The sequence below is a fragment of the Acidovorax sp. SRB_24 genome, assembly GCF_012931925.1.
This window is the reverse complement of record NZ_MWOM01000016.1, coordinates 17,698-30,764: the sequence shown is the minus strand read 5'-3', so window position 1 is coordinate 30,764 and position 13,067 is coordinate 17,698. Positions and strand designations below refer to the sequence as shown.

At 64.5% G+C, this 13,067-nt stretch carries 17 protein-coding genes; 13 read left to right on the top strand and 4 right to left on the bottom strand.

Going from position 1 to position 13,067, the window contains the following annotated elements; all coding sequences use genetic code 11:
- Nucleotides 1–5: 5 nt before the first annotated feature.
- A complete protein-coding gene (locus tag B2J89_RS07955; RefSeq protein ID WP_169168612.1) occupies nucleotides 6–461 on the top strand; it encodes a MaoC family dehydratase in 456 nt (151 codons plus the stop codon).
- A 24-nt stretch (nucleotides 462–485) separates the two neighbouring features.
- Here the strand turns inward: B2J89_RS07955 and B2J89_RS07950 are convergent, their stop codons facing one another.
- The 3 genes from B2J89_RS07950 to B2J89_RS07940 form a co-directional block, all read right to left on the bottom strand.
- Nucleotides 486–809, bottom strand: coding sequence for a DUF4148 domain-containing protein (locus tag B2J89_RS07950; RefSeq protein WP_169168611.1), 324 nt, complete (start codon nucleotides 807–809; stop codon nucleotides 486–488).
- Between the two features lie 355 nt (nucleotides 810–1,164).
- Nucleotides 1,165–1,650, bottom strand: a complete 486-nt coding sequence (locus B2J89_RS07945) for a tRNA (cytidine(34)-2'-O)-methyltransferase (RefSeq protein WP_169168610.1) — start codon at nucleotides 1,648–1,650, stop codon at nucleotides 1,165–1,167.
- Nucleotides 1,651–1,705: 55 nt separating this feature from the next.
- On the bottom strand, nucleotides 1,706–2,431 hold the full coding sequence (locus B2J89_RS07940) for a phosphoribosyltransferase family protein (protein ID WP_169168609.1): 726 nt from the start codon (nucleotides 2,429–2,431) through the stop codon (nucleotides 1,706–1,708).
- Nucleotides 2,432–2,494: 63 nt separating this feature from the next.
- Here B2J89_RS07940 and B2J89_RS07935 point away from each other — a divergent pair, with 63 nt between their 5' ends.
- The 7 genes from B2J89_RS07935 (at nucleotide 2,495) to B2J89_RS07910 (ending at nucleotide 8,522) form a co-directional block, all read left to right on the top strand.
- Nucleotides 2,495–3,394, top strand: coding sequence for a class I SAM-dependent methyltransferase (locus B2J89_RS07935; protein WP_169168608.1), 900 nt, complete (start codon nucleotides 2,495–2,497; stop codon nucleotides 3,392–3,394).
- A 391-nt stretch (nucleotides 3,395–3,785) separates the two neighbouring features.
- Nucleotides 3,786–4,955: a cytochrome c oxidase subunit II gene (coxB, locus tag B2J89_RS07930; RefSeq protein WP_169168607.1), complete on the top strand. Its 1,170-nt coding sequence runs from the start codon at nucleotides 3,786–3,788 to the stop codon at nucleotides 4,953–4,955.
- A gap of 30 nt (nucleotides 4,956–4,985) precedes the next feature.
- On the top strand, nucleotides 4,986–6,617 hold the full coding sequence (ctaD, locus tag B2J89_RS07925; protein WP_169168606.1) for a cytochrome c oxidase subunit I: 1,632 nt from the start codon (nucleotides 4,986–4,988) through the stop codon (nucleotides 6,615–6,617).
- An 11-nt stretch (nucleotides 6,618–6,628) separates the two neighbouring features.
- A complete protein-coding gene (locus B2J89_RS22720) occupies nucleotides 6,629–6,739 on the top strand; it encodes a cytochrome oxidase small assembly protein (RefSeq protein ID WP_216842313.1) in 111 nt (36 codons plus the stop codon).
- 9 nt (nucleotides 6,740–6,748) lie between these two features.
- The gene (locus B2J89_RS07920) at nucleotides 6,749–7,369 is read left to right on the top strand and encodes a cytochrome c oxidase assembly protein (protein WP_169168605.1); all 621 of its coding nucleotides are present in this window, start codon (nucleotides 6,749–6,751) and stop codon (nucleotides 7,367–7,369) included.
- Nucleotides 7,366–7,587, top strand: a complete 222-nt coding sequence (locus B2J89_RS07915) for a DUF2970 domain-containing protein (RefSeq protein ID WP_169168604.1) — start codon at nucleotides 7,366–7,368, stop codon at nucleotides 7,585–7,587. The genes B2J89_RS07920 and B2J89_RS07915 overlap by 4 nt, the downstream gene beginning before the upstream one ends.
- 53 nt (nucleotides 7,588–7,640) lie before the next feature.
- Nucleotides 7,641–8,522, top strand: coding sequence for a cytochrome c oxidase subunit 3 (locus B2J89_RS07910; protein WP_169168603.1), 882 nt, complete (start codon nucleotides 7,641–7,643; stop codon nucleotides 8,520–8,522).
- Between the two features lie 81 nt (nucleotides 8,523–8,603).
- Here the strand turns inward: B2J89_RS07910 and B2J89_RS07905 are convergent, their stop codons facing one another.
- A complete protein-coding gene (locus tag B2J89_RS07905) occupies nucleotides 8,604–8,828 on the bottom strand; it encodes a twin transmembrane helix small protein (protein WP_173025015.1) in 225 nt (74 codons plus the stop codon).
- Between the two features lie 45 nt (nucleotides 8,829–8,873).
- Here B2J89_RS07905 and B2J89_RS07900 point away from each other — a divergent pair, with 45 nt between their 5' ends.
- Genes B2J89_RS07900 through B2J89_RS07880 form a run of 5 tightly spaced genes read left to right on the top strand, consistent with a single transcriptional unit; the run spans nucleotide 8,874 to nucleotide 13,051 of the window.
- Complete coding sequence (locus B2J89_RS07900; protein ID WP_169168601.1) at nucleotides 8,874–9,608, top strand: SURF1 family protein; 735 nt, start codon at nucleotides 8,874–8,876, stop codon at nucleotides 9,606–9,608.
- Nucleotides 9,556–10,293 carry a hypothetical protein gene (locus B2J89_RS07895; RefSeq protein ID WP_169168600.1) on the top strand — a complete coding sequence of 246 codons (738 nt, stop codon included), beginning with the start codon at nucleotides 9,556–9,558 and terminating at the stop codon, nucleotides 10,291–10,293. The genes B2J89_RS07900 and B2J89_RS07895 overlap by 53 nt, the downstream gene beginning before the upstream one ends.
- A complete protein-coding gene (locus B2J89_RS07890; RefSeq protein WP_169168599.1) occupies nucleotides 10,293–11,540 on the top strand; it encodes a heme A synthase in 1,248 nt (415 codons plus the stop codon). Before B2J89_RS07895 ends, B2J89_RS07890 begins: the two co-directional genes overlap by 1 nt.
- Complete coding sequence (gene cyoE, locus B2J89_RS07885; RefSeq protein WP_169168598.1) at nucleotides 11,537–12,433, top strand: heme o synthase; 897 nt, start codon at nucleotides 11,537–11,539, stop codon at nucleotides 12,431–12,433. The genes B2J89_RS07890 and cyoE overlap by 4 nt, the downstream gene beginning before the upstream one ends.
- A 6-nt stretch (nucleotides 12,434–12,439) precedes the next feature.
- Nucleotides 12,440–13,051, top strand: coding sequence for an SCO family protein (locus B2J89_RS07880; RefSeq protein WP_169168597.1), 612 nt, complete (start codon nucleotides 12,440–12,442; stop codon nucleotides 13,049–13,051).
- Nucleotides 13,052–13,067 lie beyond the last annotated feature (16 nt).

Sequence of the window (13,067 nt, the reverse complement as noted above, 5' to 3'; positions counted from 1 at the left end):
CGGGCATGAGAATCTTTCCCACTTTGCAAGACTTGGCCGCCTGTGTCGGCCAGAACGTCGCGGTCAGCGACTGGACCACCATCACGCAGGAGCAGGTCAACCTGTTTGCGCAGGCCACGGGCGACCACCAGTGGATCCATGTCGATGTGGAGCGTGCGCGCAACGGACCCTTCAAGGCGCCGATCGCCCACGGCTACCTGACGCTGTCGCTGCTGCCGCAGTTCTTCGCCTCGGCCTTGCGCGTCGAGCAGACCGGCATGGGTGTGAACTACGGGCTCAACAAGGTGCGCTTCACGGCGCCCGTGCCCGTGGGCAGTCGCCTGCGCGCGCACCTGCGTTTAGTGGAGTGCCAGCCCGTCGAGGGCAACGGCATGCAGATGGCCTGGGATGTGAGCGTCGAGCGCGAGGGCACCGACAAGCCCGTCTGTGTGGCGCAGTCGCTGGCGCGCTACTACCCCTGACCCTGCTGTAGCCTTCTGCCCTCTTTATTGATCGCCGTTGACGATGGTGCCTGCCCGTTCGGCGGCCATGCCTTCGCTGCGCACGGCGTCGCGCGTCAGGGTGTTGGGTGGGCCAGCCAGCGGGGCACGGTCCTGATCCCACTCGCCGTAGCGCGGCAGGGTGCCGGCCCTGCGCGCTTCCATGAGGTCGGCGACGACGGCTTCGCGCGTCAAGCTACTGCCAGCCATGGTCTGGGTGTAGTCGGGGTACTGTTCGCCGTAGGTGCCAGAAGTGTCGTGCGGCGCGGCATGGGCGCCGGCTGCGGCCAGTGAAAGGGCGGCGGCAGCGAAAATCAGGTGCGTTTTCATGGTGTTGTTCCTTCTAGTGTGTTGAACATCCATGCGCCCAAGAAATGTGGATCGCCTGTGCCTTGAGCGCTTTTCGGTGAAGCTTCTGTTTCCGAAGTCCGTCATCGACCAAGCCACTGTAGGCAGGGAAAACCCGAATAAATACCCCAAATTACGCAACAAGTAATTCCACAATGTCAGTAAATGACGGATTGGGTATCATTTTTGTTGCGAAAATGTGATTCAGAGGCCCATCGCGCAGGTGCCCTGGCCTGAGGTGGCTCGCACCGCAGAGGCAGCCTGCAGGACTGTGCCACCCGGCGAAATGGATCGTTCGAGGCTGCACTTTGCGGCATTGCAGCCAGCCGCAGGCCGCTCAGGCTTGCGAACGCGCGGGCACGGTGCCAAAGCCGTTCTGGCGCCAGGCCTCGAACACGGCCACCGCCACGGCATTGGACAGGTTCAGGCTGCGTTGGCCCTCCCGCATGGGCAGGCGCAGGCGTTGCGCAGGTGCAAAGGTTTCGCGCAGCTCCGGCGGGACGCCACGGGTTTCCGCGCCAAACACCAGCCAGTCGCCGGGTTCGAAGCGGCTTTCGTAGGCGGTCTGGGTGCCGTGCGTGGTGAAGACATACATGCGCAGCGGATCGGGCTGCATGGTGCGCAAAAAGGAAGTCCAGCCCGGGTGGCGCCGCACGTTTGCGTATTCGTGGTAATCGAGCCCGGCGCGCCGCATCAGCCGGTCTTCCATGGAAAACCCCAGCGGCTCGATCAAGTGCAGCGCGCAGCCGGTGTTGGCCGCCAGCCGGATCACGTTGCCCGTATTGGGAGGGATTTCAGGCTCGACCAGAACAATATTGAACATGTGCGTATTGTCGTGCCGGCCGGGCGCGGCCTGGCGCTGCGGGTGTCGGTGCGCGTCAATCGCGCCGCTCAGTGCGTGCCACCACCAAACCCGTGATGTGCGCCGCACCTGCCTGGCGCAGCGCCAGCGCCGCCGCGTGCAGTGTGGCGCCCGTGGTCATCACGTCGTCGACCAGCAGCACCCGTGTGCCTTGCAGCTGGCGCGCACGCAGGGGTTCAACGGCAAAGGCGCCGCGCAGGTTGCGCAGGCGCTGGGCGCGCGTCAAATGGCTCTGGGCCTCGGTATCGTGGGTGCGCAGCAGCAGCGCGGCGTCGGTCTTGGCGGGCGCCAGCAGGCGCGCCAGCAAAAGCGCCTGGTTGAATCCGCGGGTGCGCAGGCGCGCGTGCGACAGCGGTATGGGCAGCACCAGGTCGGCGGCTTCCAAGGCGGGCTCTGCCCATGGCGTGCTGCGCACCAGCGTGGCGAGGGCCCCCGCCCAGCCGGGATCGCCCCGGAACTTGAATTCGCCCAGTGCCCCGGTCCAGGGGTAGGCGTATTCGACCGCAGCAATGCACGCGTCCAGCGGCGGCGGCTCGCGCAGGCAGGCGCCGCAACGCTGCACGGGGGCTGCCAGCAAGCCGGCGCAGCGGTCGCAGCGCCGCCGGGGTGGCGCAAAGCGCGCGGCGCAGGCGTCGCACACGCGCTGCGCCGGCCACGCGCGGCACACCGCGCACTGGCTGGGGAGGTGCTCGCCCAGCTTGCGCCACTGCGTGGATATCCTTGATGCCATCCGGCTGAACATGATGGTGTCCAATATAAGCGCGCCCCGCGTCGTTTCCCTTTACCGATATTCCATCTTCCATCCATGCAGCCAGAGCGTCCTCCTACGATCGATCCCATTGCCGCTGCGCGCTGGCATGCTGCCGCGCCAGCGGCGTCGCCTTGGTTGCACGAAGAGGTGGCCCGGCGCATGGAAGGCCGCTTGCAGTGGATCCGCGAGGCGCCCTCGGCCTGGTGCCACTGGGATGCCGTGCGCGGCGGCTTGCAGGCCCATGCGCTGGTGCGCCAGCGCTACCCGCAGGCGCAGTGCTTCGTGGCCGAGACCGCGCCTTCTCGCCAACCGCAGGCGGCGAAGGCACTGGCGGCACCCTGGTGGAGTGCCGCGCGCTGGAAGGACGGGGCCACGCGCTTTGAACTGCCGCCCGAGGGGGGCGTGCAGATGCTTTGGGCCAACATGGCGCTGCACATGGCGCCGGACCCGCAGGCGCTGATGGCGCAGTGGCACCGCGCGCTCGCAGTGAACGGCTACCTGATGTTTTCCTGCCTGGGCCCGGACACCGTGCGCGAACTGCATGCGATGTATGCGCAGCTGGGCTGGCCGGTGCCTGGCCATGCATTCACCGACATGCACGATTGGGGCGACATGCTGGTGCAGGCGGGGTTCGCCGAGCCGGTCATGGACATGGAGCGCATCACCCTGACCTTTGCCAGCGCGCCGCGCCTGCTCGAGGAGTTGCGTGGACTCGGCGCCAACCTGCATCCACAGCGTTTCGGGGGGCTGCGCGGGCGAGACTGGCATGCGCGCCTGCAGCAAGAACTGGCGCAGCATCTGGCCGACCCGCGCCAGGACGGGCAACTGGCGCTGACGTTCGAAATCGTCTATGGCCACGCCTTCAAGCCGGCACGGCGCGTGCCGGTGAACCCCCACACTGCCGTGTCCTTGCAAGACATGCGGGCCATGCTGCGCGGTGCGGGGCAGAAATAGCCGGTTTTCTGCCGAATTCACGGTGCTGTGTCAATGACTTGGCGCAAGCATTGCGCCCTTGCTGCGAACGCACTTTCAATGTCAATGACCTGGGACAAGCCGCGCTACAATCGCCGGCGTTGCAAGCCAGGGTCACGCACTGTTACGCAATGCATGTGCCCTGCACTGTATGAGACGCCATTCCTCCAGCGCACTGATGGTTTTCAGGGGTGTTCATGGCGACAGGTCCGGTTTAAGGTCCTGTCGTTTTGGGCATGCGCGTCCGTAACTGCAAAGATTTTTGAGTGAAGTGTGTGCCAGCGGCTGGTCCGCCGGTGGTGGGGCGGCATTGCGATCTGTTTCCCAGGCAGGCGTGGCAAGGTTATTTGAGGCTTAGAAGTAAGTGAGAACTATGAAGAGCATTTTCAACAAGCTGGCTTCTGCGCTGTGGATGGCAGGGGCCCTGGTAGGTACCGCCGCCCACGCTGTCAGTGACCTGCCCGGCGGTCCCGCGGTCAACCAATTGAACCTGCATCCGCCGGTCACCAAGATCGCAGAGGAGCAGCATTTCCTGCACTGGATGCTGCTGATCATCTGCACGGTGATCTTCGTGGCGGTCTTCGCCGTGATGTTCTATTCCATCTGGAAGCACCGCCAGTCCAAGGGTGCCAAGCCCGCCAATTTCCACGAGTCCGTGACTGTGGAAGTGGTCTGGACCGTGATTCCGTTCATCATCGTGGTCCTCATGGCCTTGCCTGCGACCAAGGTGCTGGTGGCGCAAAAGGACACGACCAATGCCGACCTCACCATCAAAGCCACGGGTTACCAATGGAAGTGGGGCTACGACTACATCAACGGGGAAGGCGAGGGTCTGGCCTTCATCTCGACCCTGGACAGCAGCCATCGCCAGATGTCCAACAGCGGCAACGTCGCCGATGCGCCCAACGACTACCTGCTCAAGGTGGACAACCCGCTGGTGGTGCCTGTGGGCAAGAAGGTGCGCGTCATCACCACGGCCAACGACGTGATCCACTCCTTCATGGTGCCGGCATTCGGCATCAAGCAGGACGCCATCCCCGGCTTTGTGCGCGACACCTGGTTCCGTGCCGACAAGGTGGGTGACTACTATGGCCAATGCGCCGAGCTGTGTGGCAAGGAGCACGCCTACATGCCCATCCATGTCAAGGTGCTGTCGGCGCAAGATTACAGCCAGTGGGTGCAAGCCGAGGGCAAGAAGGCCGCCGCCAAGCTCGACGACCCGAGCAAGGTCTGGACGCTGGAAGACATGATGAAACGCGGTGAAAAGGTCTACGCAGCAAACTGCGCAGCCTGCCACCAGGCCAACGGCAAGGGTGCCGGTCCGATCAAGCCCCTGGATGGCTCGGCCATCGTGGTGGATGCCGACCATGGCAAACAGCTGCAAGTGGTTCTCCATGGCGCTGCCAATGGGGCCATGCCTGCGTGGAAGCAGCTCAGCGACACCGATCTGGCGGCTGTGGTGACTTTTACCAAGAACTCGTGGTCCAACAAAACTGGCCAGCTGGTGCAGCCGGCCGAGGTCGTGGCACAGCGCAGCAAGTAATCAGCGTCGAAAAGCATTGAGGAATCCAATATGAGCGCAGTTCTCGACAACCCCGGGCACGCTGGTGACCACGCACACGACGGCGGCCACCACCATGGTCCCACCGGCTGGCGCCGCTGGCTTTTTGCCACCAACCACAAGGACATTGGTACGTTGTACCTGTTGTTCTCGTTCACCATGCTGATGGTCGGCGGCGTGCTGGCACTGATGATCCGTGCCGAGCTGTTCCAGCCCGGCCTGCAGCTGGTGAATCCCGAGTTGTTCAATCAACTCACCACCATGCACGGCCTGATCATGGTGTTTGGCGCCATCATGCCGGCCTTCGTAGGCTTCGCGAACTGGATGATCCCGCTGCAGATCGGCGCCAGCGACATGGCGTTCGCGCGCATGAACAACTTCAGCTTCTGGCTGCTGGTCCCGGCCGCCCTGATGCTGGTGGGCTCGTTCTTCATGCCCGGCGGTGCCCCCGCCGCGGGCTGGACGCTGTACGCACCGTTGACGCTGCAGATGGGCCCATCGATGGATTCGAGCATTTTCGCGATGCACATCATGGGTGCCAGCTCGATCATGGGATCGATCAACATCATCGTGACCATTTTGAACATGCGCGCCCCGGGCATGACGCTGATGAAGATGCCGATGTTCGCCTGGACCTGGCTGATCACGGCCTACCTGCTGATTGCCGTGATGCCGGTGCTGGCCGGCGCCATCACCATGACGCTGACGGACCGCCACTTCGGCACCAGCTTCTTCAACCCCGCGGGCGGCGGTGATCCGGTGATGTACCAACACATTTTCTGGTTCTTCGGTCACCCCGAGGTCTACATCATGATATTGCCGGCCTTCGGCATCGTCAGCCAGATCGTGCCTGCGTTCTCGCGCAAGAAACTGTTCGGTTATGCCTCCATGGTGTATGCGACCTCGTCGATCGCGATCCTCTCGTTCATCGTCTGGGCGCACCACATGTTCACCACCGGCATGCCGGTGACGGGCCAGCTGTTCTTTATGTACGCCACCATGCTGATCTCGGTACCGACGGCCGTGAAGATCTTCAACTGGGTCGCGACGATGTGGAAGGGGTCGATGACGTTCGAGACACCGATGCTGTTCGCCATCGGCTTCATCTTCGTGTTCACGATCGGCGGCTTCACGGGCCTGATCCTGGCGATGGCGCCCATCGACATCCAGCTGCAGGACACCTACTACGTGGTGGCCCACTTCCACTATGTGCTGGTGGCAGGCTCGCTGTTTGCCATGTTCGCCGGCGCCTACTATTGGCTGCCCAAGTGGACCGGGCGGATGTACAGCGAGCGCCACGGGCAGATCCACTTCTGGTGGTCGCTGATTTCGTTCAACATCACTTTCTTCCCGATGCACTTCCTGGGATTGGCCGGCATGCCCCGCCGCTATGCCGATTACCCCATGCAGTTTGCCGACTTCAACGCCATCGTCAGTGTCGGTGCCTTTGGCTTTGGTATTGCCCAGGTCTACTTCTTCCTGTTCGTCGTTTTGCCGGCCATGCGCGGCAAGGGCGTGCAAGCACCGTCCAAGCCATGGGATGGCGCAGAGGGGCTGGAGTGGGAAGTGCCTTCGCCAGCGCCGTTCCACACCTTCGAGACACCTCCCAAGCTCGATGCCACGGCCACCCGCGTGATTGGTTGAAGACCATGCCCATGACACCCGAGCAAAAAAAACGCAATCTGCGCATGGCGCTCGTATTGGCATCCATTGCGGTGGCGTTTTTCGTCGGGTTTCTGGTGAAAATTGCCTTGCTGACCCGTTGAGCACCAGACATGAACATTCGCCGTGAAAACGCCAAAATGGTCGGTAAGCTGGCCGTGATTGCGTTTGGCATGTTTGCCTTTGGCTATGCGCTGATTCCGATCTACCAGCGCATTTGCGAGATGACCGGTATCAACATACTGACGCTGTCCGAACGCCAGGTGCCGGGCAATGGGGCGGCGGGACGCAATGTGCGACTGCCGGCCAACACGCAGGTCGATACGAGCCGCACCATCACGGTCGAATTCGATGCGAATGCGCGCGGGCCCTGGGAGTTCAAGCCAGCCGTGCGTTCCATGAAGGTGCATCCGGGCGAGCTGTCCACCGTGATGTACGAATTCCAGAACGTGCAGAACCGCCGCATGGCCGCCCAAGCCATCCCCAGCTATGCACCCGCGCGCGCCGCTGCGCACTTCACCAAGCTCGAGTGCTTTTGCTTCAACCAGTACACGCTGGAGCCGGGCGAGAAAAAGGAATGGCCGGTGGCCTTCGTGATCGATCCGCGGCTGTCCAAGGATGTCACGACCATCACGCTCTCCTACACCTTCTTTGAGGTCGGAGGCAAGACGCCGCCTGCGCCGCCATCGACCGCGGCCGTGAGCGGCCTGGGGTTGCAAGGGGCGGGGTCGTGAGCGAAGAGCACGGAAACGACCAGCAGGCGCTGCGCCGCAAAGGTTCATTGCTGCGCACCATCCGGGCGGTGGCGTGGGCCTTCATCGGCCTGCGCAAGGGCAGCGAGTACCAGAAGGACCTGGAAAGAATCAACCCGCTGCACATCATTGCCGTGGGGCTGGTGGCGTTTTTCCTGCTGGTGTTCGCGCTGATCGCCGTGGTCAACTGGGTCGTTTGAAGTGCCAAGGCACGCAAAACCAAATACAAAGATATAGAGAGTCAGGAGCTGAAATGAGTGCATCAACCCAAGGCGCAACGCCGTACTATTTTGTGCCCGCCGAGTCGCGCCATCCCGTCATGGCGGCGGCAGGGCTGTTCTTCGTCATCCTGGGTGCCAGCCAGTGGATCAATGGCCACGACTGGGGCAAGTATTCGCTGGCTTTGGGGCTGGCGTGGTGGCTGTTCGTGCTGTACCAGTGGTTCCGCGATGCGGCCCAGGAAAGCGAAGGGGGGCTCTACGGTCACAAGGTCGACCTGTCCTACCGCTGGAGCATGAGCTGGTTCATCTTCTCGGAGGTCATGTTTTTCGGGGCCTTCTTCACCGCCCTGTGGTGGGCGCGTGCGCACTCGGTGCCGGCCCTGGGCAGTCTTGACAATGCTTTGCTGTGGCCGGACTTCAAGGCGGTGTGGCCCAGCATGGCCGTTGGCGTGACCGCTTCGCCCGCTGGCATCGTCGAGCCGTTCCAGACCGTCGGACCATTCTGGCTGCCCACCATCAACACGGCTTTGCTGCTGAGCTCCGGCGTCACGCTGACCATCGCCCACCACGCGCTGCGTGAAAGTCAGCGCGCCAAAACCATCGCGTTCATGTGGATCACGGTGCTGCTGGGCTTCACCTTCCTGTGCGTGCAAGGCTACGAGTACTACCACCTGTACACCGACCTGAACCTGAAGCTGAACTCGGGCATCTTTGGCTCCACATTTTTCATGCTGACCGGCTTCCATGGCTTCCATGTGTTCCTGGGCATGTTGATGCTGCTGACCATCACGCTGCGCCTGCAAAAAGGCCATTTCACCGCCGACAAACACTTTGGGTTTGAAGGTGCCGCCTGGTACTGGCACTTCGTGGACGTGGTTTGGCTGGGGCTGTACCTCGTTGTCTACTGGATGTAAACACGCCATGCCAACCCCCAAGGCGCCGCAAGGCGCCTTTTTGCTGGCCCTTGCGCGGACCGCCGATGGGAGTGTCCCCGGTTACCGTGGGCCGGCCGGCAAGCCGGTAGGCTGGATGTACCCAAGCTTCCAGGCCAGCAAAATGCAGACGAACAGCACAATGGACAGTCCCACGCGCCAAGCCAGTGCCTTGGCCATGCGGCCGCTCTGGGCCTTGTTGTCGCGGCCATTGCGCATCATGAAGAAGAGCGCAGAGCCCAGGCTGGCCAGAATGGCCAGGAAGGCGATCACCACGAAATATTTCATGGAGCGCATTATCCCGTGACCTCTGCCACCCGTTTGCGACCGAATGTGCGTTTTTGGATTGTGGCATTGGCCGCTGGCGTGGGCGTTGCAGCCACCGCATCGCTGGGCCGCTGGCAGCTAGCCCGGGCAGCGCAAAAAGAGGCGCTGCAAACCGCGATCGACCAGCGTGCGCAACTGCCGCCGCTGGGCGCTGCGGCGCTGGACGGGGTGGATGGTGGCGCGGCGCTGGCGCGCGTGCTGCACCGCCGCGTGGCGCTGCAGGGGTGCTGGCTCTCGCGCTACACGCTGTACCTGGACAACCGCCAGATGCACGGCCGGCCGGGTTTCTTTGTCGTGACGCCACTGCAGTTGGCCCACAGCCCCACCGTCGTGCTGGTTCAGCGCGGCTGGGTGCCGCGCAACTTCCAGGACCGCACGGCCCTGCCTGCCGTGGACAGCCCGCAGGAAGAAGTGCTGGTAGAGGGTCGCATTGCGCCGCCGCCGTCGAGGCTGTACGAATTCAGCGGCGACCCCGAGGCACAGGGGTCTTCGCGTATCCGGCAAAATCTCGATCTGGCCGCGTTCCGCGCCGAAACGGGCCTGCCTTTGGCAGATGTCTCCGTGCTGCAAACGGGCGCTTCGGGCGATGGTTTGCAGCGCGACTGGCCCGCCGTCAACTCCGGCGTCGAAAAACACTACGGCTATGCCTTTCAATGGTTCGGGCTCAGCGGCCTGATTGCAATTCTTTATGTCTGGTTCCAACTTGTCCGACGTTTCCGCCGCAGCCGCCCCGCCGCCTGAGGCGGGCAGTGCCCAGCCCCTGGGCCTGACCGTGCACAGCCTGCCGCCCGCGGGTGCTGCGGTGGCGGCGGCACAAAAAAGCCGCCACGCGCGCTGGAAGATGCTGGGCCTGCTGCTGGTGTGCGCTGCCCCGGTCATTGCCTCCTATTTGACCTATTACGTCGTGCGTCCCGAAGGCCGGCGCAACTACGGTGAACTGGTCCAGCCGCAGCGCCCCATGCCCGACCTGGTCACCACCAGCCTCGATGGCCAGACGGCCAGCCTGCGCGCGCTCAAGGACCAATGGCTGCTGGTGAGCGTGGCCCCCGGTGCCTGCGATGCGGCCTGCCAGAACCACCTGTACCTGCAGCGCCAATTGCGCGAAAGCCTGGGCAAGGAAAAGGACCGCCTCGATTGGATCTGGTTGGTCACGGACGACGCCCCGCCGCCCGCCGCCATGGCGCCGGGCCTGCGCCAGGCGACGGTGCTGCGCGTGGATGCCGCACAGCTTGCGCAGTGGCTGCAGCCTGCCAGCGGCCATGCGCTGTCCGAGCACCTGTACGTGGTCGACCCCATGGGCAACTGGATGATGCGCTTTCCTGCCGGCATGGACGCGCCCGCAGCCGCCAAGGCCAAGCGCGACCTCGACCGCCTGCTGCGCGCATCGGCCTCGTGGGACACCGCAGGGCGTGCGGAGAAGCCCTGATGGCGGACGCGCAGCCTCTGTACGACCTGGCTCCGCTGCTGGAGCTGATGCTGCTCGGCGTGGTGATCGCGCTGGGTCCATTGGTGTGGGTGTGGCGTCGCCATGCCGGCGGCGCGCGCGGCCGCCGGCTGCAGGCGCTCACGGTGCTGACGCTGTTTCTCACCTTCGACCTGGTGCTCTTTGGCGCGTTCACGCGGCTGACCGACTCGGGCCTGGGCTGCCCCGATTGGCCGGGCTGCTACGGCAACGCCAGTCCGGTGGGCGCGCACGCAGAAATCTCGGCCGCCCAAACGGCCATGCCCACGGGGCCGGTGACCCATGGCAAGGCCTGGGTGGAGATGGTGCACCGTTATCTGGCCACCAGCGTGGGCGTGCTCATCATGGTGCTCACGGCGCTGGCCTGGCGCCAGTGGCTGCGGCTGCGCCCGCAGCGCGTTCCATCGGACGGCGGCGCGCAGAACGCAGTGCCACTGCCCAGTCCCTGGTGGCCCACTGCCACCCTGGTGTGGGTGTGCCTGCAGGGTGCTTTTGGTGCGCTCACCGTGACCATGAAGCTGTTTCCGGCGATTGTGACGCTGCACCTCGCCGGTGGCCTGGTGCTGCTGGCCCTGCTGTGCGTGCAGGCCGTGCAACACACGCAGTGGGCCCAGGGCCTGGCGCCTGCCGTGTTGGCGCCGGGCTTGCGCGCTCTGATGGCGCTGACGGCCGCCGCCGTGGCCCTGCAGGTGCTGCTCGGCGGCTGGGTCAGCACCAACTACGCCGTGCTGGCGTGCAGCACGTTCCCGTTGTGCCAGGGCAGCTGGTGGCCCGCCATGGATTTCGCGCAGGGCTTCGAGGTCTGGCGCGCCCTGGGCGTGCTCCAGGACGGCAGCCACGTCAGCTTTGCGGCCCTCACGGCCATCCACTATGCGCACCGCCTCGTGGCCTATGCGGTCCTGCCGATGCTGGGCCTGTTGGCCTGGCGCCTGCGCCTGGCGGCGCGCCGCGCTCCAGCCGGTGCGCCGGGCGCCCTGTGGGGGGCGCAGGCGCGCTGGATCGCCGGCCTGGCAGGGCTGCAATTTGCCACGGGCCTGAGCAACGTGGTGCTCGACTGGCCGCTGATCGCGGCCGTGCTGCACACCGGCGGCGCCGCCGCGCTGGTGGTGGTGCTGACCTGGGCCCTGAGTTCCAGCCGCATGGCCCGCCGAGCCAGCGACCCCCTGACCGATGACCGTGCGCACGCTGGCGCACCGAGAGTTTCCGCATGAGCACCGCCACCGCCTTTTCCGAACCCTCGCGCCTGGCGCAGTACTACGCGCTGACCAAGCCGCGCGTGGTGCAACTCATCGTGTTTTGCGCACTCATTGGCATGGTGCTGGCCGTGCCCGGCCTGCCCACGGCGGCCGAATTGCTGAAGATGGCCGTGGCCTGTGCGGGCATCTGGCTCGTCGCCGGTGCGGCGGCCGCCTTCAACTGCCTGGTCGAGAAAACCATCGACGCCAAGATGAAGCGCACCGCGTGGCGCCCCACCGCCAAGGGCCAGCTGTCGGACACCCAGGCGCTGGTGTTCTCTGCCGCGCTGTGCGCCGCGGGCTCGGCCGTGCTCTATGCCTGGATCAACCCACTGACCATGTGGCTCACCTTTGCCACCTTCGTGGGCTACGCCGTCATCTACACCCTGGTGCTCAAGCCGCTCACGCCCCAGAACATCGTGATCGGCGGCGCCTCGGGCGCCATGCCGCCCGTGCTCGGCTGGGCCGCGCTGCGCGGCGACGTGGGGCCCGAGGCGCTGATCCTGTTCCTCATCATCTTCCTGTGGACGCCGCCGCACTTCTGGGCGCTGGCGCTGTACCGCGTCGAGGACTACCGCAAGTCGGGCCTGCCGATGCTGCCCGTGACGCACGGCAACGAGTTCACGCGGCTGCAGGTGTTCCTGTACACGCTGATCCTGTTCGCCGGCTGCCTGATGCCCTTCGTCTACGGCATGAGCTCATGGATCTACCTGGCGGCCGCCGTGGTGCTCAGTGCCGGCTTCTGCGCCTATGGATTCCTGTTGTGGCGCGACTATTCCGACGCCCTGGCGCGCAAGACCTTTCGCTTTTCGCTGATCCACCTGAGCGTGCTGTTTGCCGCGCTGCTGGTGGACCACTACGCTTTGTGAGACACCATGTTGAAACGAAATGCTCTTAAATTAATAGCTGCTTGCGCAATACCAGCAAGCGTTACAGTGCTTTTAGGTGCTTGTTCCAAGGCCAAGCCCGAATTCCGCGGCGTGGACATCACGGGGGCCGACTATGCGCGCGACCTGCCGCTGACCGACCACAACGGCCAGGCGCGCCATCTGCAGGACTTTCGCGGCAAGGTGGTGGTGGTGTTCTTTGGCTTCACCCAGTGCCCCGATGTCTGCCCGACCTCAATGCAGGAGCTGGCCGAAGTCAAGCAGCAGCTGGGCGCCGACGGCGAGCGGCTGCAGGGCATCTTCGTGACCGTGGACCCCGAGCGCGACACGCCCGAGATGCTCAAGGCCTACATGGCCAACTTCGACCCGAGCTTTCTGGCGCTCAGCGGCAGCCCTGCAGAGATTGCTGCCGTCGCCAAGGACTTCAAGATCTATTACAAGAAGGTCGACGGCAAGACCCCGACCAGTTACACCATGGACCATTCGGCGGGCAGCTACGTGTACGACCCGCAAGGCCGCCTGCGGGTCTACCACCGCTATGGCAGCGGCACGCAGGCCCTCGCGGCCGATGTGCGCGCGCTGCTGCACGAAGCCGGCTGACTGCGCTGCACCGCCG